Source organism: Rufibacter roseolus, assembly GCF_017916365.1.
GTDB classification, from domain to species: domain Bacteria; phylum Bacteroidota; class Bacteroidia; order Cytophagales; family Hymenobacteraceae; genus Nibribacter; species Nibribacter roseolus.
In genome coordinates this window covers 1,196,104-1,220,615 of record NZ_JAFMSU010000002.1, presented here as the reverse complement: position 1 = coordinate 1,220,615, position 24,512 = coordinate 1,196,104, and the positions used below count along the sequence as shown (strand labels likewise).

General features: G+C 52.1%; 14 protein-coding genes. 8 read left to right on the top strand and 6 right to left on the bottom strand.

Annotated features, from left to right (window positions below; genetic code table 11):
• Positions 1-81 precede the first annotated feature (81 nt).
• Both J3P35_RS14025 and J3P35_RS14020 read left to right on the top strand, forming a co-directional pair.
• Positions 82-2,043 (top strand): sialate O-acetylesterase, encoded by a 1,962-nt coding sequence (locus J3P35_RS14025; RefSeq protein WP_394371288.1) that lies wholly within the window; start codon positions 82-84, stop codon positions 2,041-2,043.
• A gap of 56 nt (positions 2,044-2,099) precedes the next feature.
• Positions 2,100-2,261, top strand: coding sequence for a hypothetical protein (locus J3P35_RS14020; protein ID WP_210465206.1), 162 nt, complete (start codon positions 2,100-2,102; stop codon positions 2,259-2,261).
• 88 nt (positions 2,262-2,349) lie between these two features.
• Here J3P35_RS14020 and J3P35_RS14015 read toward each other — a convergent pair whose 3' ends face one another.
• Positions 2,350-3,132 (bottom strand): aminoglycoside 6-adenylyltransferase, encoded by a 783-nt coding sequence (locus J3P35_RS14015; RefSeq protein ID WP_210465205.1) that lies wholly within the window; start codon positions 3,130-3,132, stop codon positions 2,350-2,352.
• A gap of 431 nt (positions 3,133-3,563) precedes the next feature.
• Entirely contained in the window at positions 3,564-3,983 is a 420-nt protein-coding gene (locus J3P35_RS14010) for a hypothetical protein (protein WP_210465204.1), read from the bottom strand.
• A 282-nt stretch (positions 3,984-4,265) separates the two neighbouring features.
• On the opposite strand from J3P35_RS14010, the gene J3P35_RS14005 reads away from it, so the two are divergent.
• From J3P35_RS14005 to J3P35_RS13995, 3 genes are all read left to right on the top strand, one after another.
• Positions 4,266-6,854 carry a cellulase family glycosylhydrolase gene (locus tag J3P35_RS14005; RefSeq protein ID WP_210465203.1) on the top strand — a complete coding sequence of 863 codons (2,589 nt, stop codon included), beginning with the start codon at positions 4,266-4,268 and terminating at the stop codon, positions 6,852-6,854.
• 136 nt (positions 6,855-6,990) lie between these two features.
• Positions 6,991-8,646 (top strand): M1 family metallopeptidase, encoded by a 1,656-nt coding sequence (locus tag J3P35_RS14000; protein ID WP_210465202.1) that lies wholly within the window; start codon positions 6,991-6,993, stop codon positions 8,644-8,646.
• 219 nt (positions 8,647-8,865) lie between these two features.
• A complete protein-coding gene (locus tag J3P35_RS13995; RefSeq protein ID WP_246850214.1) occupies positions 8,866-9,786 on the top strand; it encodes an alpha/beta fold hydrolase in 921 nt (306 codons plus the stop codon).
• Between the two features lie 164 nt (positions 9,787-9,950).
• On the opposite strand, the gene J3P35_RS13990 is transcribed toward J3P35_RS13995, so the two are convergent.
• Together J3P35_RS13990 and J3P35_RS13985 are read right to left on the bottom strand one after the other, a co-directional pair.
• Positions 9,951-11,543: a M20/M25/M40 family metallo-hydrolase gene (locus tag J3P35_RS13990; protein WP_210465200.1), complete on the bottom strand. Its 1,593-nt coding sequence runs from the start codon at positions 11,541-11,543 to the stop codon at positions 9,951-9,953.
• A 108-nt stretch (positions 11,544-11,651) separates the two neighbouring features.
• Positions 11,652-12,083, bottom strand: coding sequence for an acyl-CoA thioesterase (locus J3P35_RS13985; RefSeq protein WP_210465199.1), 432 nt, complete (start codon positions 12,081-12,083; stop codon positions 11,652-11,654).
• Positions 12,084-12,629: 546 nt separating this feature from the next.
• On the opposite strand from J3P35_RS13985, the gene J3P35_RS13980 reads away from it, so the two are divergent.
• On the top strand, positions 12,630-14,426 hold the full coding sequence (locus tag J3P35_RS13980) for a glycosyltransferase (protein WP_210465198.1): 1,797 nt from the start codon (positions 12,630-12,632) through the stop codon (positions 14,424-14,426).
• Positions 14,427-14,630: 204 nt separating this feature from the next.
• On the opposite strand, the gene J3P35_RS13975 is transcribed toward J3P35_RS13980, so the two are convergent.
• Complete coding sequence (locus tag J3P35_RS13975) at positions 14,631-17,036, bottom strand: glycoside hydrolase family 31 protein (RefSeq protein ID WP_210465197.1); 2,406 nt, start codon at positions 17,034-17,036, stop codon at positions 14,631-14,633.
• 325 nt (positions 17,037-17,361) lie between these two features.
• Between J3P35_RS13975 and J3P35_RS13970 the strand changes: the two genes are divergently transcribed.
• Positions 17,362-18,630, top strand: a complete 1,269-nt coding sequence (locus J3P35_RS13970) for a glycosyltransferase family 4 protein (RefSeq protein ID WP_210465196.1) — start codon at positions 17,362-17,364, stop codon at positions 18,628-18,630.
• A 703-nt stretch (positions 18,631-19,333) separates the two neighbouring features.
• Here the strand turns inward: J3P35_RS13970 and J3P35_RS13965 are convergent.
• The gene (locus J3P35_RS13965; RefSeq protein WP_210465195.1) at positions 19,334-21,355 is read right to left on the bottom strand and encodes an alpha amylase C-terminal domain-containing protein; all 2,022 of its coding nucleotides are present in this window, start codon (positions 21,353-21,355) and stop codon (positions 19,334-19,336) included.
• Positions 21,356-21,547: 192 nt separating this feature from the next.
• Between J3P35_RS13965 and J3P35_RS13960 the strand changes: the two genes are divergently transcribed.
• A complete protein-coding gene (locus J3P35_RS13960; RefSeq protein ID WP_210465194.1) occupies positions 21,548-24,370 on the top strand; it encodes a DUF4961 domain-containing protein in 2,823 nt (940 codons plus the stop codon).
• Positions 24,371-24,512 lie beyond the last annotated feature (142 nt).

Below are 24,512 nucleotides of genomic sequence, written 5' to 3'. Positions count from 1 at the left end.
ATGCTCTTGAAACAGGCTGCTCCTTTCTAACAATACTTTTTAATTGTAGATTGCTCATCTGATTTTCCACCCAATCAAAGAATGAGTAGAAGAAACATGTTCCGCGGGAAAGTAAAGTTTATGGTTGCCCTTCTGTGCCTGTTCCAGGCCGAGGCCTTCAGCCAGGTAAGACTGCCCAAACTGGTAAGCGACGGAATGGTGCTGCAGCGAGATGCCAAAACCAACATCTGGGGCTGGGCCGCGCCCGGTGAGAAAGTGACCGTTACCTTCCGGGGGAAAAACTACAAAGCCACTACCAACCCCAGCGGGAAATGGGAAGTAACCCTGGCACCCATGAAAGCCGGTGGTCCTTTCACCATGGACATCAAAGGCAGCAACCAGATCACCGTGAAAGACATTTTACTGGGCGATGTGTATTTCTGCTCCGGGCAGTCTAACATGGTACACCAGATGTCGCTGCATAATATCACCTATGCCAACGATATCATAACCGCCAGTTACCCCCAGATCCGGCATTTCTGGATTCCTACCATGGCCAACATGGAAGGCCCTGCCCAGGATCTGCCAGCGGCTGCGGCCTGGAAATGGGCAAACCCGCAGGACGTGAACAACTTCTCCGCCGTGGCCTATTTCTTCGCCCGGAAACTGTATGACCGGTATAAAATTCCCATTGGGCTGATCAACGCCAGCGTGGGCGGCACGCCCATTGAAGCCTGGACCAGCGAAGAAGGTTTGAAGGAGTTCCCGGCTATCGTGTCCACCATAGAAAAAAACAAGGACACCAGCTACGTGAACCCTATTCAACGCAGAGCCGCGGCCGTGGCAGCAGCCAACCGCCAAAAGCCTGAGTTGGATAAAGGCCTCACCGGAGCCGTCAAGTGGTTTGATCCGGCGTACGTACCTAAAGGGTGGCGCAACATCAACATCCCCGGCTATTGGGAAGACCAGGGCATAAGGGACCTGAACGGAGCCGTTTGGTACCGCCGCGAGATTGAGGTTCCGGCTTCTATGGTGGGCGTACCGGCCAAGGTGTTCCTGGGCCGCATCGTGGACGCTGATTTTCTTTACATAAACGGAAAACAAGTCGGAAACACAGGGTACCAGTATCCGCAGAGAAGGTACAGCGTTCCGGCCGGTACTTTGAAAGCAGGCAAGAACTTGTTTGTGGTACGCGTGCTGAACCAAGGAGGCAAAGGCGGCTTTGTGCCAGACAAACCCTACTACCTGGAGGCAAACGGCCAAACCCTTGACCTGAAAGGCACCTGGCAGTACAAAGTGGGCGATGTGTACCGTCCGGCCACTGGTCCATTTGAAGGCGGCATCAGCGCCCAAAACCAACCCACGGCTTTGTATAACGCCATGGTGGCCCCGGCTATTGACTATACCCTCAAAGGCATTTTGTGGTACCAGGGCGAAAGCAATGCCGGGAACCCAATGGAATACAAAAAGCTTTTACCAGCTTTGATCGCAGACTGGCGCGCAAAGTGGGGGCAAGGCAGCCTGCCGTTCCTGTTTGTACAGCTTCCCAACTTCATGGAGGCAAATTACCTGCCTACTGAAAGCAACTGGGCGCTGATGCGGGAAGCGGCCCTGCAAACACTATCGGTGCCTAACACGGCCATGGCCGTTACCATTGAATTAGGCGAGTGGAACGACATTCACCCGGACAACAAGAAAGACGTGGGCGAACGGTTGGCCCTGGCCGCCATGAAGCTGATCTACGGCGACAAAAAGATCGTTTCTTCCGGTCCGTTATATCAGTCCTCCAAGATTGAGGGCAATAAGATCATCCTGAGTTTCACCAATGTAGGAAGCGGCCTGATTTCCATTGACGACGAGGAACTCAGCCAGTTTGCCATTGCCGGGGTTGAAAAGAAGTTTGTCTGGGCCAAGGCTAAAATTGAGGGCGACAAGGTGGTGGTGTGGAGCGACGAGGTACCGGAGCCGAAATTCGTTCGCTACGCCTGGGCCGACAACCCCGACAGCGCCAACCTCTACAACAAAGAGAAATTACCAGCTTCTCCTTTCCGTACTGATAAGTAAGAAGTAGCACCTTTCCCTAAACCCTATATGCCTGCAGTGACTGATTCCTGTTTTTCATGGTAGATCGCAAGATGGTGAAGGTGATGGTGTCAGAAATTCTTTACATTGAAAGCCTCAAGGACTACGGGCGCAATGTCACTAACTCCAAGCAGATCGTCCTTAAACAAACCATTTCCTTCTTGGATGAGCTCCGGAGGGGTCTTTTGCAGGCTAAATAGGAGAGAAGTAAGCTATTTGGTTTGAGGTATTTAGGGCCTGTTTTTAAGAAAACAAGCCCTAAATACCTGTAATTAAAGAAATAAGCTTCTATTGCTCATTGGCATGGATCTTCTCAAGGTAACGCATCACCTTTTCTTCGGTGTCTTTTTGAAAGATCACATCCTTAAAGAGTGTGGTTCTTAAGGAGCGGTAAAGAGCAACGGAATGTTTCAAACTTTTCAATAAGGTATGTCGGTCATAAGCCGGAATGGTTTGCTTGAGTAGGCTCAGGTCTTCACTTTCCAAGTCACGCTCTACCTTTCTTACTCCCCTGGGCAGATTACCGTTTTTGAGGTGGAGTAACGGACCTAACACTACCATTCTCAGGTACCCGAAAAAATCAAACGCCTCCAAGTATTCTCCCCGGCCAATCTTCAAAAGGGCATAGTGTACCCAAATCCAAAAGCGGTCTTCTATCCATTGATAATCTGGGTAAGGAAACTGGGCGGTGGAGGTGTCTAAAACTTCCTGAAGCTGGCTATCGGGGTCAAGCAGGAGAATTGGATCCTCTACCCGGTTATGAAACTCTGTCAGGGTCAGGAATTTGAGGTCAACATGAAGCAGGGGATCATCATATAGGCAGATCAGCACCCTGGGTTCGCCCACGTGTTCTCCCGTGAACCCAGATAACAGTTTCCCCAATCTCTTAGCGTACGCCAGCATTTTGTCTTTGCTATCTGATATCTTCTCCTTGGTGACAAGAATGAGGTCCAGATCAGAGAACTCATCCAGCTCATTGGTGAGCCAGGAACCGCCCACGGCTAGCCCAATCACGTCTTTATCCTCTTGCAGAAGCTGACTGGCTCTTTCGGCAAATTCAACTTGTATCATGGCTTTGGGGTTAATTTCCGGAAAACATGCCGGAAACCCAATGACTAGTTAATTCCATCAGTTAGATGATTTTGGAATGTTCTGCTACCGGTAAATTTATAAGTAGTGAATTGTTTTTAGCGTACTCGTATATACGGCAGCCCGGCCGTCGGCAGAAATGGCGTTTACAAAATTTGACATTAATCATCTATTACCTTCGCTCTAGTTCAATAGGCTACCCACAATGAATATTGCTGTCAAATTCAATCTAACTAATCTGTTTTACTATAAAGGCTTTTATGTATTACTACAACAAAATGTGTTAGAAAATATCTGGAACTTTTGGTAAGTCAATGTATGCTGATCTATTTTCAGAGAATTGAATGATATTTTTATTCTAAGTCAAGCTTTATAAAAGACCAAACTGCTATCTGAAGCACAATCTGGCCAAATTATTTAATGCGCTTGTACTTGTATGAGCATCCTTCAATGCACATGGGGGAAGTTGGAACAATGGAAAGCTCTCCAGATGGAAGAATTTTCCCGGTAAGCTCGCTTTGCTTAAGGTGTCCAACACTGCACGAAACTTTGATTATAATATCCTGACCGGTTGTTACAGTATACTGTCCGGAGCAGTCTCCACTGCCGCTAATATATTCCCCATCTGCTTTAAATTCAATAATAATAGGTTTAGCGGCGTCTGCTTTAGTCCAATAGCCAGGACCGCCAACACTCATAAAGTATTCTACCAACTGCCATCTGCCAATTACTATGTCTTTTTTCCCCAAGCTAGGCTTAATGTCCTCTTGGTGCTGGCATTGAAAAGCTGATAAAAATAATAAAACCAGCAAAAAAGTAAAGGTAGTTTTCATACGTGATAGAGATAATGTGTGATTATAATGATTTTATCAATGACCCGGCTAAAAGGAATTTGGTTGCAAGACAATCAAAATATTAAAATACCGCAGTCCGATAAGTAATCAGCAAGGCGTGGTTTGATAATTTTTTAGAATTCAGATCATTCAAAAAGGGAGAGATTTTACTTAAACTCTTTGTATATGATATTAATGGTAACCTTGATAGAAGGTAACACTCTCCTGCGTAAGTTTGCCTAAGGAACCGCACAACGTTCCCTTGCATTTTAAGGCCCATTTATGAAAAACAGATACAAAACGCTGGCTTGTTCCGTGCTCTTATCCTGCGGGCTGCTTAGCTCCAGTAACCTTTACTCCCAGACCAAAAACGAGAAGGGAACTGACCTGGTGTATGTAGACAAAGGAGGGATTCTTCGCTGGAAAAAGAACAACCAGGAAGCCACTTTCTTTGGGGTGAACTACACTGTGCCGTTCGCGTACGGATACCGCTCCGTGAAGGCCAGAAACGTAGATCCAGAGAAAGCTATTGACCAGGATGTGTACCACCTGGCCCGCCTGGGGCTGGATGCCTTCCGGGTACACGTCTGGGACACCGAGATCTCCGATACTTTGGGTAACCTGCAGAACAATGAGCATCTGCGCCTCTTTGATTACCTGTTGTTCAAGCTGAAGGAACGCAACATCAAGGTCATGCTTACACCCATCGCGTTCTGGGGCAACGGCTATCCTGAGAAAGATGAGAACACACCCGGGTTCTCGCGCCTGTACGGCAAGCAGAAAGCCTTGGTGAACGAGCATGCCTTCAAGGCGCAGGAGAATTACCTCAAACAGCTGCTGAATCACGTCAATCCCTACACCAAACAAACCTACGGCGCGGACCCCAACATCATCGGGGCGGAGGTGAACAATGAACCGCACCACTCCGGACCGAAAGCCCGCACCACCGAGTACGTGAACCGCATGACGGCCGCCATCCGGGCCACGGGCTGGAACAAGCCGGTATTCTACAACATCAGCGAGTCACCCACCTATGCAGACGCGGTGGCCAAGGCCCAGGTAGACGGGTTCAGTTTTCAGTGGTATCCCACCGGCCTGGTGGCCAACCGGACGTTGCAGGGCAATTACCTGCCCAACGTAGACCGCTACCACATCCCGTTTGACACCATCCCCGAGTTCAGGAACAAGGCCCTGATGGTGTATGAGTTCGATGCCGGCGATGTGCTGGGTTCTTACATGTATCCTGCCATGGCGCGGAGTTTCCGGGGCGCCGGTTTCCAATGGGCGACGCAGTTTGCCTACGACCCTTTGGCCACCGCCTACGGCAACACCGAGTACCAGACACATTACCTGAACCTGGCTTACACGCCCTCCAAAGCCATCAGTTTGATGATTGCCTCTAAAGTGTTCCACCAGGTGCCCCTGCGCAAAAACTACGGTTCTTACCCTGCCGACAGCGTATTTGATGCTTTCCGGGTGAGTTACAAGGAATCTTTGAGCGAGATGAATACCCCTCAGGCTTTCCTGTACTCCAACACTACCCGTACCAAACCCGTGAACGCCGCCAAACTGACGCAGGTGGCAGGCGTAGGCAGCTCACCGGTGGTGCAGTACAGCGGTTCCGGCGCTTATTTCCTGGACAAGCTGGACAAAGGCGTGTGGCGCCTGGAGGTGATGCCTGATGCCATCCACATCCGCGACCCCTTCGAGAAAGCATCGCCTAACAAAGAAGTGACCCGCATCCAGTGGCAAAACCAGTCTATGCAGATCAAACTGACTGAACTGGGCGAGACCTTCACCATTACCGCCGTTAACGAAGGAAACACTTACAGCGCCATGGCCAAAGACGGCAGTTTCCAGGTGCAGCCCGGTGCCTATTTATTGACCAAAAAATCAAAATCAGGAGTAAAACGGGACGCAGCCTTTGGGAACCTGTTGGTGAAGGAATTCGTGGCGCCGCAGCCGTTTGACACGAAGCCGTTTGTTAACCATCAGCCTGTGAAGGAAGTATCAGCGGGAAGATCTTTCCCTATCACTGCGCAGGTGGTGGGCGTATCCCCTGATGCTAAGGTACAGGTGCAGCTCAACAACCAAGCCGCCGGGTACAAAACGGTTCCTATGGAGAAAATAGGCGCGAACCAGTACAAGGCCGAGGTGCCCGTTGATTTGCTCTCACCGGGTCTGGTCAATTACCGCATCATGGTGCAGGACGGAAATCAGCACGTGTCGTACCCGGGTGGCTTTGAGGGTGATCCTTGGGCCTGGGACTATTACCAGAACGATGCCTACCAAACCTTTGTGGCCGCCGAGAACGGGGCACTGTCGCTGTTCAACGCCACCACGGACCGCTCCATCTTTGTTTTCCCCAACCTCTGGAAAGCCGATGAGCGCCAACTAATCGCGGCTTCGGAACCTGGTCAATTGATTTTAAAACTTTCAGCTAAAGAGCTTCCGGCGGAGAAGACCTTCGGCTTTCAGCAATTCATCGGGGACAAACTGAAGGGGAGGGAAACCGAGCTGGCAGGCTTTGATAAGTTGGTCATCAGGATCAGGAGTGGCAACGCTACGCCGGCGCCGGTAAAAGTGAGTTTGATCACCGCCAACGCCTCTGCTTTTGCTACTACGGTCAGCGTGGGCAACACCTTCAAAGACATCGAGATACCGCTGAATTCTTTGAAGCCCGATGCCATGATCCTGCTTCCGCGGCCTTACCCGGGTTTCCAGCCGTTCTCGTTCCGGCCGGCCAAACCCGAGGTTTTCAACCTGCAGCAGGCGGAGAAACTGGAGATTTCCTTGGGCCAGGATGCTAAAGCCGCTACTGGTCAGGTCAACAGTTTTGAGGTAGAGGCGGTGTGGCTGGAGAAGAAATAGGCTCCGGAATTTAATTCAAACCAGAATGTATGAGCGCTTCTGATTTCGGCTTACTTTTACCAAAGTAGCCCGAAAACAGAAGCGCTTTTCTGTGCGCCTGCTAAGGCTTAACCCTCACCTTGAAAGCTATCCAAACATGCACCATCGGCTAACCTCCGTTCTCGCGGTGGCCTGTTTCCTGGGACTTCTGAGTACCCGGGATACCCAGGCCCAAACTACTCCCACCTTCACCCGGCAAGACACTTTGCGCGGTTCCATTACTCCGGAGCGGGCCTGGTGGGATTTGGTTCATTATGACCTGCGCATGAAAGTTAATCCGCAGGACAGTACCATGCAGGGCGTGAACCTGGTGCGCTACAAAGTGCTCAAAGCTCAGCAAACCATGCAGATAGATTTGCAGCCACCCATGCGCATTGAACAGGTAGTGCAGAACGGCCAGAAACTCGCGGTGAAACATGATGGCAATGCTTGGTTTATCCAGTTGGCGGCGAAGCAGGTGCCCGGCACCTTGCAGACCGTGGAGGTTTCTTACAGCGGCAAGCCCCAGGTGAGCACCAACCCACCCTGGAGTGGGGGGGTAACCTGGAAGAAAGACGCAGCCGGCAAACCGTTTATCGCTACTTCCTGCCAGGGCGATGGCGCCAGCCTTTGGTGGCCCTGCAAAGACCACATGTATGATGAACCCGACAGCATGATGATCAGGGTAACGGTACCGCAGAACCTCATGGATGTCTCTAACGGGCGCCTCCGGAAAGTGGACCAGAACCAGGACGGCACCAAGACCTTCCACTGGGCGGTGACTAACCCCATCAACAACTACGGCGTGAATGTGAACATTGCGGACTATGTGCACTTCTCAGAAACCTACGCCGGCGAGAAAGGCAAGCTGGACTGCAACTACTATGTCCTGCGCGAAAACCTGGACAAAGCCAAAGAGCAGTTCAAACAGGTGCCCCAGATGTTGAAGGCCTTTGAACATTGGTTCGGGCCGTACCCTTTCTATGAGGATGGCTTTAAACTGGTAGAGGTGCCCTACTTGGGCATGGAGCACCAAAGCTCTGTGACCTACGGAAACAAGTACCAGAACGGTTACCTGGGCCGCGACCTGAGCGGTACCGGCTGGGGCTTGAAGTTCGATTTCATCATCATCCACGAGAGCGGTCATGAGTGGTTTGCGAACAACATCACCTACAAAGACATCGCGGATATGTGGATCCACGAAAGCTTCACTAACTACTCTGAGAACCTGTTTGTGGAGTATTTCCACGGCAAGAAAGCGGGCAGTGAGTACGTGATAGGCACGCGGCGCGGAATCAAAAATGACCGGCCTATCATCGGGAAATACGACGTCAATTTCAGCGGCTCCGGTGATATGTACCCTAAGGGCGGTAACATGCTGCACACCCTCCGGCAAGTGGTGAACGATGACGCTAAATGGCGCAACATCCTGCGTGGCCTCAACAAGGAATTCTACCACCAGACCGTCACCACCCAGCAGATTGAGAATTACCTGAGCAAGCAAACCGGCAAAGACCTCAAAGCCTTCTTTGACCAGTACCTGCGCGATGTGCGCATCCCCGAACTGGAATACCGCATGGAAGGGAGCACGTTGGCTTACCGCTGGAACAATACCGTACCGGGTTTTAACTTGCCCGTAAAAGTGCTGGTGGCCGGAAAAGAAACCTGGCTGCAACCCGTGGCTTCAACCTGGAAAAAAACAAAGCTCGTTGCTGGCACTTCATATATCACCGTGGACCCTAATTTCTACGTGACCCAGAAGAAGGCGCAGTAAACACTTTCCGCACTCTAGAGAGGAAACTCACCTAAGGACTTTTTCCCAAAGCCCCGCTTTAATGCCGATTTAATGAAAACGGCCTTAAAGCGGGGCTTCCCTTTTAAAGGGGCGAAAGAACATGTGCAGGAAGTCAAAAGATTGAACATGAGGCTTTTTAACCCGTACCTCTAAGCAGCCTCGTAACTCTATGAGCCTTTAACCTGATTTCTGATGGACATGCATTTCATCCGCCGCGGCGAGGGAAAACCTTTGTTACTCATTCATGGCGTGGGCGGCAGTTCCCGCTCCTGGGATTTGATGATAGACGGTCTGGCCGAGGCCGGTCGGGAGGTAATTGCATTGGATTTGCCTGGCCATGGCGCCACGCCGCCCTTATCGGGCGAGGTATCCATCAGCACCCTAGCCGATGCGGTCACCTCATTTTTAGATATCCAAAACTTGCTGGGGATTGATGCCGTGGGTAGTTCCATGGGTGCCCGCCTGGTGCTGGAACTTGCGCGACGCGGTGGGGTGCTGGGTGCGGTAGTGTCGCTGAACCCCGGCGGATTCTGGAGAGGCTGGGAAAAGCCGGTCTTCTATTACTCGGTGGCCTCCTCTAAGCGGCTGCTGCAACTCCTTCAACCGGTATTACCAACCTTGGCGGGAAACCCCGTAGGAAGAACGCTGCTGCTGTCCCAGTTTTCGGCCCGTCCCTGGAATTTGCCCTCAAAACTGGTCTTGGAAGAACTGCGCACCATGGTCTCCTCACCGTCCTTTGATGAGCTGCTGTACAACCTGGCCTACGGCGAGACCCAGAAAGGAGCCCCGCGAGGCACCATTTCAGCCCCGCTGGTGATTGGGTGGGGGCGCCAGGACCGGGTTTGCTTTACACAACAGGCTTCGCGGGCGCTGGCCCTTTTCCCCGATGCCAGTATTCACTGGTTTGCCCGGTGCGGTCATTTTCCGCAGTGGGACTCACCGGAAGAAGCCGTCCAACTGGTACTCACCGTCACCAGTGGCATCAACTATGAACCACTGCTCTCCGAGGAGATGAATAAACCAATTACCACTACCACCCGAAATTGGGTAGCCATCCTGGGCATTGGCTTCGTGGCAGCAGTGGGTGGCTATCTGCTGGCTCGTCCCAGAATGAGTTGACCATTTTGCTGCCGTTTTTCTGAAATCAGGCACAAAAAGGCCTCTGTAAGTTTCAGGTGGTGCACCTGTTGCTCTCAGAGGCCTTGCTGTGTTTAGAAATACCAACCCGCATAGGGTTGGCCTGTCAAGGTAAAGGAAGATCAATCAATCAACCAATCATTGGATCAATCAACTCCGCCTATGCGGGTAGGTTTGGTTTGGGGCGGCCAGATGCCGGGTTGGCCGGTTCTCTGGTTTACCGGTAACACACTGCGGTCGCGGGAAGTGGTAGTGGGGTCCTCGCTGGCCATGTAGGCTAAGATGGCGGTGAGAATGGCGTTGCTGCGCACATCGTCAAACACGATCTTGTCATAGGTGTCACGATTCGTGTGCCAGGTGTAGGTGGCGTAAGACCAGCTCAGAGAACTGAGGGAGAAGGCAGGGGCACCGGCGGCCACAAACGAGGAGTGGTCAGATCCGCCTCCGGCCGGGGAACCCGGAAAGTTCGTCTGGATGTGGGTCCGGATGTTCTCGGGTACGGGCGCGAACCAGCGGTTGAGGTACTCATACGAGTGCAGGAACCCTGAGCCGGCCAAGTTGGCGACGCGGCCAGTACCGTTGTCCTGGTTGAACACCGCCTGGATTTTGCTTACAATCTCGGGATGGTCTTCCACAAAGGCGCGGGAGCCGTTCAGTCCTTGTTCTTCGCTTCCCCAGTGGCCTACCAGGATGGTTCTTTTAGGGTTAGGGTAGATCTTCTTAAGGATGCGCATGGCCTCCATCATCACCAGGGTACCGGTACCGTTATCGGTGGCGCCGGTGCCGCCGTCCCAGGAGTCAAAGTGCGCCGAAAGGACCACGTACTCGTCTGGTTTCTGGGTGCCTTTCATCTCCGCGATGGTGTTGAAGGTAGGCACCATGCCGCGCTCCTTTGACTCCGCTTGAACCTGGATTTTAGGCTTCTGCCCCGAGGCCGTGAGACGGTACAGCAATCCATAATCTTCCAGCGCAATGTCTACTGTAGGGATTTTCTTGGTGTAGGCACTGAAGATCTTGTTCACGCCAAATCCGCTGGACCAGTTAGACATGACCACGCCAGCGGCACCGGCTTTTTCCAAGGCAACCGGCAAGGTGCGGGTGGTGTAGCCCATCTTGCTCATCTTCGTGCGCCAGGCCTCAGTTTGGGCCGTGCGTTCGGCTTTCATTTTTTCAAAAGATTCCTTCGTAGCGAATTCCTGCCAGTTGTAGTCGGGGCGGCCAGTGGGTTGCGGCATGGAGATGAGCACGAATTTGCCTTTCACACTGGGTAGCCATCTCTGGAAAGCCAGGGAGTCGGTCACGGTCTCGGGGAGGGTGATGGTCTCGGCGGTGACGCCTTTGCCTTTGGTGCTGGGGCTCCAGGCCAGTTGCATGCCTTCCAGCGATTTTACCCGCGGGTAAACCATATCTATATGGGAGACGCCTCTTTGCCAGCCGCGCCATTCGCCCCATTTCTCGTTTCGGGCTGTTATGCCCCAGCCTTTGTACTTGGCCACAGCCCAGTCGTTGGCCTGCTGCATCTGGGGTGTGCCCACCAGGCGCGGACCAATCACGTCCATGAGTTCGTGGGCCAAAGTTTCCAGTTGAGAGTTCTGGGTGGCTTCTTTCACAATGCTGTCTACCACGGGGTTCTGGGTCTGGGCGAAACCAACCTGGGCCGTGAAGAGGAAAGAAAGGAAAAGGAGTTTGGGCGCACTTCGTTTGTGGCCCAGTTTGGGAGGGGTGAAGAGTTGTATCATGCCCCTAATTTAGCTACGCAAAGAAGAACTGAAAGCGGCTACCCGAAAATAGCTGTTGGTTTCCCGTTCAGGGGCCGATTTCCTGAAAACAGCCCCTGAACAGAATATTTATTCCAGTACGAAATCCTCGGCCTGTGGTAGGCTCATGAATTTCTGAGCCAGGTCCTCGGGCAGGGCCGCCAGTTTGCGTTTGGCAAGGTCCATCCAGGCACCTTCCACAATGATGATGGCCGCCTTCACGCCATCGCCGCGGAACAACTCATGGCGGATGCTCCAGCGGGAGCCATCGGCGCGGGACTTGGTCAACACCGTTTCAATCTTGATGTTATCGTTGATGCCTACCTCACGCAGGTACTGCAACTCCTCGCGGAACAGAATGGGACCCAGTTTCAAGTGCTGGAAAGTCTTAAAATCCAGTCCCAGGCTGTTCAGCATGGAAATACGGGCCTGGGCGGCAAAATCGGCGTACGCCGAGTGGCGAAGGTGCATGTTGGCGTCTACCTGCGCCCAGATCACGTGCCCTTCATATACAATGCTCATAGTTTTTGTTTTTTGTGGTGTGCAATAATGGGGTAATTACGTCCAGGCTTTTTCACCGGCCGGAATTGACGTATAGACCAAATTTAGTTTTTTGTTTAACTCATGTAGGAAAAAGTCGCCTCCTAAATAAAATAGCGAGCCTTGTTGTATAAGAAAGGCAGAGCCCATTCATCACGCCGGATAACGACGATACAATGTAAGGTCGTCTCGCATCTGGTAAACTGTAGCTGGGTTACCCTGTAACCTCGTATGCATTCCTGTAGCCATCTTTAAAAACAAGTGGATGTATTCAATTGGCAGGCGTGGAAGCCAAGCAGAAACTTTATTTCTCAAAATGTGCGGGGCTATTCTGGTGCCGGGGTATGAAATCTGTAAATAATTTCTAGCTTTGAATATCATGCAATTTACATCTGGTCTGACGCTGAAGGGGTTATAAACGGGGAGGGAAAAATGCTGCCAGAGAGATTTAGCAGAATGTAAATAAATTCATTTTTATATATCCCTTTTACCCTAATTTGAGTAAAATAGCTCTAAAATGACCCTTCCATGCAACAATCGTCTTCTGCATCTCCGCATCTTCTGGAAATAGCCTGGGAAGCGTGTAACCAAGTAGGTGGTATCTATACGGTGATCCGCTCCAAAGTACCCGCCATGATTGAGTATTGGGGTGATCAGTACTGCCTCATTGGCCCCTTTTTCCCGCAACAGGCCGCCCACGAGTTTGAGCCTTCTGATGACTACTCAGATGTGTACGGCCAGGCGGTGCTGGAACTGCGGGCACAAGGGGTTGAGTGCTACTATGGCAACTGGCTGGTAACCGGCCGCCCCAGAATTGTGCTGATCAACCCGTTCAGCGCCTTCGGGCAACTGGGCGAGATCAAGTACCTGCTGTGGGAAGACCATAAGATCCCCACTTCCAACGAGGACCTGCTGAACCAGGTACTGGCCTTTGGGCAACTGGTAAGACGCTTCATTTCCTTGCTGTCTGGCAAGACCCAAGTGGTAGCCCACTTCCATGAGTGGATGGTAGGCTCGGCCATTCCTGATCTGCGCCGGGACCAGGTTCCGGTGAAAATTGTGTTCACCACGCACGCCACGCTGCTGGGCCGCTACCTGGCCATGAACGACCCCAACTTCTATGACCAGCTCACCTCCGTAGACTGGCAGCATGAAGCCCGGCATTTCAATATTGAGCCGGCCGTGTCCATTGAAAGGGCTGCGGCGCACGGGGCGCACGTGTTCACTACGGTAAGTGAGGTAACGGTGCGGGAGTGTATTTACCTGCTGGACCGGATTCCGGATACGGTGTTGCCCAACGGGTTGAACATCAGGCGCTTCACGGCCATGCACGAGTTCCAGAACCTGCATTTGACGTACAAGAAGCGTATTCACCGGTTTGTGATGGGGCACTTTTTCCAGAGTTTCCCCTTTGACCTGGACAAGACCATCTACTTGTTTACCTCGGGCCGGTTTGAGTACCGCAACAAAGGTTTTGACCTTACCCTAGAGGCTTTGGCGCGGCTAAACTATCGCATGAAACAGGCCAAGAGCGACATGACGGTGGTGATGTTCTTTGTGACCAAGCAGCCGTTCTACTCTATTAACCCGGGCGTACTCCATTCCAAGGCTTTGATGGAGGAAATCCAGGACACCTGTGAGGCTATCAAAGACCAGATTGGAGAGCGCCTCTTCTACGACGCCGCCGCCAGCACCGAGTATAAACTGCCCGAGCTGAACGATTACGTTGATGATTACTGGAAACTACGGTACCGCCGCACCATCCAATCCTGGAAAACGCACCAGTTGCCCCCGGTAGTAACCCATAACCTGGTCAATGACCAGAATGACGAGATCCTGCATTTCCTGCGGAGTTCCAACCTGGTGAACAACGCAGATGACCGGGTGAAAATAGTGTACCATCCAGATTTCATTTCGCCCACCAACCCACTGTTTGGGATGGAGTACGGGCAGTTTGTGCGCGGCTGTCACCTGGGTATTTTCCCGAGCTACTATGAGCCGTGGGGCTATACCCCGCTGGAATGCGTAGCCAGCGGTATCCCGGCCGTGACGAGTGATTTGTCAGGCTTCGGGGATTACGTGAAGAAGAACGTGAAGAAACACAAAGACAAAGGCATTTACGTGGTAGACCGGCACGAGCGCAGCTTTGATGATTCTGCCGAGCAGCTCACCCGTGACCTTTTTGATTTTGTAGAAATGAGCCGCCGCGAGCGCATTACCCAGCGCAATAAAGTGGAAGGCCTGTCTGAGATGTTTGACTGGAAAAAACTGCTGGTGCATTATGAGCGGGCCTACCAGCTTGCCTTGAGCACAAGCCAGGAATAGTTCTGGTTAGCGCCAGAAGCAAATAACAACAAAGAAAGAGAGTCTGTTTTGAGGATGTTTACTTAAAAACTCCTTCAAAACAGACTCTCTTTTTTATGACCAGGCGCTGCCTCTTTGTCTTTAGTTCAAGCCTAACATAGACTAATTCGGCTACCCGGATGATTACCAAAGTTTACCCGGAGCGTCAATGCCCCGGATACACCTTTATGATTTGCTTGCTGAAATTCCCTGCAGTTGCAGTGTATTGAATTCTGATGGTACGGTCACCGTAACCAGGTTGGTTTCTGCATTTGATTCCCACGCAACTTCTTGTCCATCTGCCAGGACGCTGGCGGTTGCAACTGGCAGCCCGTGGATGACGATTTTGTAGTCTTGGTAAGCATCGGTGCCTTCACCGGTCCGCTCCTGCATTACGGTGAACACGCCATCTACCGCGCTGGTTTGGAAAGTCTTCTGCTGGAATTTCCCTTCGGCGTAGCCGTAACCCTCGCCGCCGTCTTCGTAGAGCTCGCTCACGCAGATTTGCTGGCCGTAGTAGACATGCAAGGTTACTTCTGCTACCGCAAGTTCGCCCACGTACTGTTGCACTGGGTAGAACGGCAGCACGGCTCCGGCTTTCACAAACATTGGTACCTTCTCTAAAGGCGCATCTGCCCAGATTTCTCTTTTACCAGCAGCCATTTCATCGGTCCAGAAGTTATACCAGTGGCCTTGCGGCAGGTACATAATTCTGCCTTCTACCCCGGGTTGGGTGATGGGGCAGACCACTAGGTTGTCGCCTAATGAGAACTCGGCCATGCGGTGGTAACACTCGGGGTCGTTTTGGTCCAGTAGGGCCAGGGGGCGCAGCATGGGTGTGCCGCGCGAGGTGTACTGCCAGAACGTGGTGTAGAGGTAGGGCAGGAGCTGGTAACGCAACTCAATGAACTTGCGCGCCAGCGAAGTGTACGGCTCGCCGAACGACCAGGGCTCCTGGTCGCCGTGGTCTCCGGAAGAGTGGGTGCGGCAGAACGGATGGAAAATACCCAACTGGAGCCATCTAATGTAGAGCTCTCCGTCTGGCGTCTCAATGAAACCTCCAATGTCAGAGCCCACGAAAGACATGCCCGAGATGCTCAGGCGCTGGCATTGGATGTTGGCGAGCCAGAGATGGTCCCAGGAGGCGATGTTGTCGCCTGTCCAGGCGGAGGCGAAGCGCTGCACCCCGGCATAGCCTGAGCGGGTGATGGTGAAAGGCCGGTCTGGGTAAGAAAACTGTTTTACCCCGTTGTAGGTGGCGCGGGCCATCTGCATGCCGTAAATGTTGTGGGCTTTGCGGTGGCTGCCTGGTTCTCCGTCATAGTAATGGCGCACGTCATTAGGGAAGGTGCCAATCTCAAAAACGGCTGGTTCGTTCATGTCATTCCAAACCCCTTTTACGCCCGTTTCTTCAATAAGACCCTTAAAAAGCCCGGACCACCAGGTACGCACCTCCTCGCGGGTAAAATCCGGGAAGTGGCACAGGCCTGGCCAAACGGTTCCTTTGTACAAAGGTCCATCGGCGCGACGGCAGAAGTAGTCGTTCTCAATACCTTCCTGGTACACCGGGTAATCATGGTCTACTTTAATGCCGGGGTCAATGATCACCACCATCTTAAAACCGTCTTCCTTCAGTTCCTGCACCAGGCGCTTGGGATCAGGGAAGTGGGTGGGGCTCCAGGTGAAGCACCGGAAACCGTCCATGTAGTCAATGTCCAGGTACAGGGCATCGCAGGGGATTTTCCGGTCCCGGAAACCTTTTGCCAGGTTCTTCACCACCGATTCTGGGTAGTAGCTCCATTTGCACTGGTGGTAGCCCAAAGACCAGAGCGGCGGCAACTCCGGCGGTCCGGTGAGCGTGGTGTATTTCTCCACCACCTGGGTAAGGGAAGGACCGTAGATGAAGTAGTACTCCATGGTGCCGCCCTGGGCCCAGAAACTGCTTACCGTAGACCGCTCTTTCCCAAAGTCAAAAGACGTCCTGAACGTGTTGTCAAAAAAGATTCCGTAGGCCTGCTTGCGGTGCAGACCCATGAAAAAGTTGATGTTCTTGTACAGCGGATCGGTTCCTTTCTTGTAGCCGTAGGTATCTGAGCCCCAGTTCTGGAAACGCTTGTCGCGCAGGTTCATGTTGTCGGGCTTGTCGCCTAGACCGTAGAAAAATTCGTTGGGCTGAATGACCTTGCTCATCTTCACAATGTCGCCGCCGTATTTCTTGTGCTCCTCCCAGTGGAAGCCTTTCTCATCCTCATTCAGGACCGTGCCCGACTTATCCAGGATGCGGGTAGTGAGCCCCTGGTTGGAGACCGTGCAGATGAGATCTTTGGTAGTGATCCGGAAATGGTCTGGCAGGGCCTTCACCTTCAGCTTTACCGCCGTTTGCTTCCGGTCTGGATTAAGGGCGTAGGAAAAATCCCGGGAGAACTTCCCATCTGTTGTATATTTGAACCGTAGTATGTGATTTGAGATGGCTTCCACCTTAAGTCCAACGCGGTTGTCGCACATGAAAACCGCGGCGTTTTCACTTGTTTCAACGTGCCGGATGGTCCCCGCGAAATACTCTTCGCGCTTGGCACCCAGATCGTTGATCATGTAATTTGTTTCTTGAATTGTACTATCCATGATGAAGATCAATGGCGAAAAAGTAAGTAAAAAAGTATAATCCGTATAAATTCTGAAAACGGACCGCATAATTACGGAATGTTTCACATTAATCGCCTTTTTTGAACAAAGAAGGGCAAATAAATGTGGCTTAGGACTTGGTCTTGATGGTTGGATGCTTATCTTTACAAGACACCTCCCCCTTGATTCTTAAATGAATTGAATAAAAATAATAATGAGAAAACTGCGTGTATTAATGTTAGGTTGGGAAGACCAACCAATATTGAATGGAGGAGTGGGCAAAGCCTGTTTTCATTTGGCAGAGGCATTAGCTAAACAAGTTGAGCTTACCATGATTGTTCCCCAGGCAGACCACTCGGCCCTGGACCACCATGCTGAGATTGTAGGGCTGGATGAACTGAACCTAGCCGAAGTAAAACAAGCCCCGGTAGAAAAGACTTTTGAAAGATTTGCTACCACGCACCGGGTTCCTGCTGCGCTGTTCCCTTATGAAGAGCCTGCCGGGCTGGTTGAGCCCTCCATGGATGATGAAGACGCGGTTATTGATGCTACAACCGCTGAGGCTGCGGCTCCTGTCGTAGAAGAGCCTGCCAAACCGGCTGCGGTGAATTTCCCTAGCGGCAAGCCCCAGATTAACGTGGCGCAGGGCGCCCGCGGTACCCTTAACTTTGAGGTTATCCAGTTTGCGCGGTATGCCGCCAGATTGGCGTCCCATAAAGAGTTTGACGTAGTGTATGCCCATGACTGGATGACGTTCCTGGCGGGTATGGAGATCAAGATCCAGCGCAAAGTTCCGTTGATTGTGCATGTGCACAGCCTATCATTTGACCGCCAGGTAGGCGAGCCGCTGGGATGGATCTACGAACTGGAGACCAAAGCCATGAACGAGGCAGACCTGATCTTGACGGTAAGCGAAAGAACCGCCAGAATGATCACCAAGCGCTACGGAATTTCGGCTAAGAAAGTGCAAGTAGTGTACAACGGTGCCGATGAAGTGATACCTTCACCGGTAACCCCTATCAAGCGCAAACAAGTGACCTTCCTGGGTCGTTTGGTGGCGCAGAAAGGACCACTGCAATTCCTGAAAGTGGCTAAACAAGTATTGAAGCAAGATCCCGAGGTGACTTTTGTTGTAGCTGGCCACGGCCCGCAACTAGAGGAAGCCAAGCAGATGGTGCGCCGTTTGGGCATTGAGGATTCCGTGACCTTCACCGGCTTCCTGGCCCCGGCCAAAGCCGAGGAGTTGCTGAAGAATTCTACCGTGTTCCTGCTGCCCGCCCTTTCTGAGCCTTTCGGGTTGGCTGCTATTGAAGCAACCCTGGCCGGATTGCCGGTGGTGATTACGCACCAAACCGGAGCCGCCGAAGTGCTGCCCCAGGCCAGCGTAGCCGACTGCAACGATACCGCCGGTTTAGCCGAACTCGTGCTGAATTTGCTGAAGGATACTGACCTGCGCCAGAAACAGGTAGAGGCAAACCAGAAAGCAGTAAAACAACTCACCTGGGGCGTTACCGCCGACCAGGTGATGGAGAACCTGCACAGCGTCCTGGAACTCCAGGACTAAGGCAGCCCCTTGGTTTTAAGCCTGTTTTCTACAAAACTGCTTTAAAACAATAGGTTAGACAAGAACTCTTTTCTCTAGATAAAAAGGCCGGTGCGACATCTCGCACCGGCCTTTCCTTTTTTGTTTTATTAGTATTTCTCTGTTTCAAGCCTAGTTTTAGTAAAACAGCCTTAGAAAGGTTATACATCAACCTTACTGCTATAACAAGCTGAGGAAGATTTTCGGCAGGTGAATTCCTCAGCAGCTTTCAAGAACTGGATCTTCCAAGAACAGGGCCTTTCATTCCCGCTTTCACTCATCAGGTTCAAGTTTCTAACTTGGACCTACCCTTGGCTGAAGTTTTCAACCTCAGTAAGGCGAAAGCCTCAGGAAGCACTTTGCGAAATCATAAACTTTTTTGCCTGCTTGAGTTAAACGGGCCTATTTCATAACAGAACTTCAACACTAATCTTGGTTAGTTGCTTTTCTTCAGATTGAAAAAGCAATGGGTAATCACTTCAAGCGGAGAAAGACGCTGTATGCAAAAAGGCCAGTTGCCGGTAATGAGCTATTTTTGAAAATTCAGCTCATTACCGGCAACTGGCCTTCTCTTCTGCGGCTCAACCTAAGCGTTTTTTCGAAATCGGCTTTAAGCTTGTTTTAAGGAAAATGGGCCTAAAACAGTTTTCCGGTTAAGAATTAAAGTACAGGTCAAACACTTAAATCAATCTTCCCTAACCATCACTAACGCAGTTCTGTTGGGCAGGTAAATGCTTAGTCTTGGTCCGTATTTAGTAGGCTGGGTAAAATACCTGATGGTGGTGTCTACCCGGTCATGGCCGCCGGTTTCGGGGGTATCAGAGGATAAAATCAGGCGGTAGCTTCCGGCTTCCGTTACCGGAAATCTGTAGTCAGGGATAGAGTTTTGGGTGTGGAAGTTGAAGAGGAAAACAAGCCCCGCCCGCTGGAAGATAATCACGTTGTTGTGGTTGTCCTGGTGCAACTTCACGGCCGCGCCGTGCTCCATCAGTTTATATTCCTGCGCCAGGGTCAGCATGTCTTTCTCAAACTGCCACATATGGCGGTAACGCAGATCAGGGTTATCTACCAGAGACCATTGCCGGCGGGCGTACTGGTAGCTCCAGTTGTTGCCCAGCCTCGGGAAATCCACCCATTCCGGGTGCCCGAACTCATTACCCATAAACGTCAGGAAGGCCTCGCCGCCCAACGCCATGGTGAGTAACCTGATCATTTTGTGCAATGCCACGCCACGGTCAATGACTGGGTTCTGGTCAATGGTGCGCATGCTGAAATACATGTCTTTGTCCATGAGCCAGAAAGCCAGAGTTTTGTCACCCACCAAAGATTGGTCATGCGACTCTGCGTAAGCCACCGTTTTCTCGCCCACGCGGCGGTTGGTGAGTTCGTGCCAGATCTCGTCCAGGTTCCAGTCTTCGTCGCGTTTGTGCTTGAGGGTTTTGATCCAGTAATCCGGGATGCCCATGCCCAGGCGATAGTCAAACCCGATACCGCCATCTTCCAGAGGTCGGCAAAGGCCCGGCATCCCGCTCATGTCCTCGGCAATCAAAATGGCGCCCGGCACAAAGGTATGGGTCAGTTCAGAGGCCAGTTGCAGGTACAGAATTGCGTCTTCGTCTACGCTGCGGTCAAAGTAACGGTCATAATGTCCAAACCCCACGCCCTCGCCGTGGTGGTGGTACAGCATGGAAGTCACGCCATCGTACCGGAACCCGTCAATGTGGAATTCCTCCAGCCAGTAACGCACGTTGGACAATAGGAAGCGGCGCACCTCGGGCACTCCGTAGTTGAACAGTTTTGAATCCCAACCTGGGTGGTGGCCGCGCGAGCCGTGGTGGAAGTACTGCCCCCCGGAACCATCAAAATCAGCAAGGCCTTCGGCGATGTTCTTTACCGCGTGCGCGTGGATCAAATCCATCACCACGGCGATACCCAGACGGTGGGCTTCGTTCACTAAATATTTCAGGTCCTCGGGCGTCCCGAAGCGGGAAGTAGGGGCGAAGAAGTTAGACACATGATAGCCAAAAGACCCGTAGTACGGGTGCTCCGCGAGGGCCATCAGCTGCAAACAATTATAGCCGGTTTCCTTAACGCGCGGCAAAATAAAGTCCGCGAACTCGCGGTAGGTGCCTACGCCGTGCTTTTCCTGCGCCATGCCCACGTGGCACTCATAAATGAGCGGTTGCGTAAGTTTGGTCACGTCAAAGTCGCCATCGGTCCAGGTGAAGGTTTCCTCCGGTGCCCAGTACTGGCCAGAGAAGTCATAGGTCTGCGGGTCCTGTACCGCCCGGAAAGTAAACGGAGAGATACGGTCCGTGGCTTGCCCGGTAGCACCCACTACATGCACTTTGAAACGGTGGCCGTGCTGCACCTGTACCTGGTCGTTGGGCAGAAAGACTTCCCAGATGCCGTTTTCCAGCCGTTGCAAGGGGTGCGCCTGCCGGTCCCAAAAATTAAAATCCCCGATGAGGGACAAGGCCTGCGCCGCTGGAGCCCACTCACGGTAGCGCCAGCCATTGTTCTCCGGTTCATAGTGCAGCCCCATCTGGTGGTGCCAGGTGCTGTACTCTATGAGCGACCCATAGTATTTGTCTATGTTCTGGCGGTTGGTTTCAAAACGGGCCATCCGCTGGTGAAGCTGCGGGGCATAAGGTGTGAGCCAGCTATCTGATTGGATTAAAGGGAGTGTTGGGGTAACCTTAGGCATAGGAGCGGTTTTGGGAATGGGTTAAGTTACAATTCCTTAAGGTAAGGTGCAACTGTGGTGGTTGGTTAGTTAAGGTTGATGGAAAGTTGTCAAAAAATAAATATAGATCATGTTAAAAATTGATAAATTCGCAAGGAAATCGATTTCGTAAAGCTGAGGCTTTATCTCCACTAAACTTAATCTGCCTATCGCATGAAGACTACGTTTCGTTTGCTTGGCTTGTTGCTGGTGTTGCTGCTGGTGCAAGTAGCCCAGGCGCAGGTGGTGACCTTGTCGCCTGCCTTCCCGGTACACAATGAACCGGTCACCATCACCTTTGATGCCACCAAGGGCACGGGCGGTCTCGCCAATGTCTCAGAGCCCGTGTATGCCCATACAGGGGTGCTTACCAACCTGAGTACCTCAGATTCTGACTGGAGGTACGTAAAAGCACCCTGGGGAACCAATACACCGGCGGCGCTTATGACTTCCCTGGGCAACAACAAGTACCAGATCACCATTACCCCAAGAACCTACTACAACGTGCCGGCTGCGGAAGAGATCAAGGCCCTTATGTTTGTTTTCCGGAATGGCAGCGGAACGAAAGAAGGCAAGGATACCGGCGGAAAAGACATAAAAGTAACCATCTACCAGTCTGGCTCCATCAATGTTTCTTTCAGCCAACCTACGGTCGGTATGAACGGCTTGTTCGTGAACCAGAACGACTACATCCAGGTCACGGGCGGTTCCTCAGCTAGCGCCAAGCTCTCGCTTTTTGTGAACGGGGTGAAAGTAAAAGAGGAAGCCTCCGCCACCACGCTCTCTACGCAACTGACCGCCTCCACTCCTGGCGCGAATAAGGTAAAGCTGGTGGCAGAGAGCGGCAACCTCATGGCCGCCGATTCCTTCACCTTTGTGGTGCGTCAGCCAGCCCAGGCGCAGGCCCTCCCTGCCAATGCCAAAGACGGTGTTACTTACCTGAGCTCTACCAGCGTACTCCTGAACCTGTTCGCGCCTAACAAGCAGACGGTGTACGTGGTTGGTGATTTCAACAACTGGACCGTAGGGGCCACCCCCATGAAGCGGACGCCAGACGGAACCCGTTACTGGGTACAGATTGACAACCTGGTGGCCGGCCGCGAGTACGCCTACCAGTACCTCATTGATGAGACTATCAGGGTAGGAGACCCTTATACCCAGAAAACCCTGGACCCTGACCAGGATCGGTTTATCTCTGCGGAGACCTATCCAAACCTCAAGGCCTATCCAACCGGCAAGGCTACCGGTATGGTATCGGTTTTCCAGACAAACCAGACGGCGTATGCCTGGAAAGTGGCCAACTTTGCCCGGCCCAAGAAAACGGATCTGGTGGTGTACGAACTGCTGGTGCGTGACTTCATCCAGAAGCACGACTATAAAACCTTAGCCGATACCCTGAATTACCTGAAAAGGCTTGGCGTGAACGCCATTGAGTTGATGCCAATCCATGAGTTTGAGGGCAACCTGAGCTGGGGCTATAACTCGGTGTACTACTTCGCGCCGGACAAGTACTACGGGCCTAAGGAAATGCTCAAGCGCTTTATTGACGAGGCGCACGCCCGCGGTATGGCCGTGATCCTGGACATCGCCCTGAACCACTCTTACGGGCAATCGCCGATGGTGCAGATGTACTACAACAGCGCTACCGGCAAGACGACGCCTGAAAATCCCTGGTTTAACCCAGATCCCAAGCACGAGTTCAACGTAGGCCATGATTTTAACCATGAGAGTGAGGCCACGAAGTACTTTGTAGACCGGGTAACCGAGTTCTGGCTCCAGGAATACAAAGTGGACGGCTACCGTTTTGACTTGTCTAAAGGCTTTACCCAGAAAAACACCCTGGGCAGCGTTAGCAACTGGGGACAGTATGACCAAACCCGTATTGACCTGCTCAAGCGCATGGCCAACCACATCTGGACCGTAAACAACAGCGCCTTTGTGATTCTGGAACATTTTGCCGATAACAGCGAAGAAACAGTTTTAGCCAACGCCGGCATGATGTTGTGGGGCAACCTACACGGGAACTACAAACAGGCCATTTTGGGCTTCAATGACAACTCTAACTTCAACTGGATCTCCTACAAGCAGCGCGGCTGGACCAGCCCTAATGTGGTAGGTTACATGGAGAGCCATGATGAAGAGCGCCAGATGGTGGAAGCCCTGGCTTACGGTAACAGCTCAGGCACTTACAACGTGAGGAACCAGGCTACCGCCTTGCAGCGGATGCAGTTGGCCGCGGCCTTTTTCTTCACCATTCCCGGGCCTAAAATGATCTGGCAGTTTGGGGAGCTGGGCTACGATGTGTCCATTAACCAGAACGGCCGTACCGGTGATAAACCCATTCTGTGGAACTACTACCAGGAGGCCGAGCGCAAAAAGCTTTACAACGTGTATGCGGCCCTGATCAAGCTCAAGATCAATGAACCGGCTTTTGAGTCTGGGAACTATACCCTGGATTTACAAAACACCATGAAGACCATCCACATCCAGGACCCGGACATGAACGTGGCGGTGATAGGTAACTTCGGGGTAACCTCCGGCACTATTGATCCCAAGTTCCAGAATACCGGTACCTGGTATGATTTTGTGACCGGTGAGGCTTTGAACGTGACCAATGTAAACCAGGCCATCACCCTGCAACCCGGCGAATACCGCGTCTATACCACCAAGCGGATCACCAGTTCCAGCATCCTCCTGGCTTCTAAAGAAGACAAAGACTTTCTGGCCAAACAGGTGGTGGCGTACCCTAACCCCAACAGAACCGGCGAGCTGACTGTGCGGTACAACCTGACTTCTACTGCCGAGGTGTCTCTACAGGTGTATGACCAACTGGGCCGTGTGGTAACCAGCCGTTCACTGGGTAAGCAAGCTGCAGGCAGCCACACCATCAGCCAGAAGCTCTCTACCGGCACCGGAAACAAACTGGCTCCGGGTATCTACCACTGCAAGCTGGTAACAGGTACATCGGCTAGAACCATCCAGGTAGTGGTGCAGTAATGTGTCATCCTTAGGCTTAGGTTTAATTCAGATCCAGGCCACTTCTCATCGGGGCGTTTTAGGGTTGTTTTCATAAAAGCAACCTTGGAACGCCCCGATGCTTTTTAGAGCGAAACAAAAGAAAAGGGCTGGTCCTGCTTTG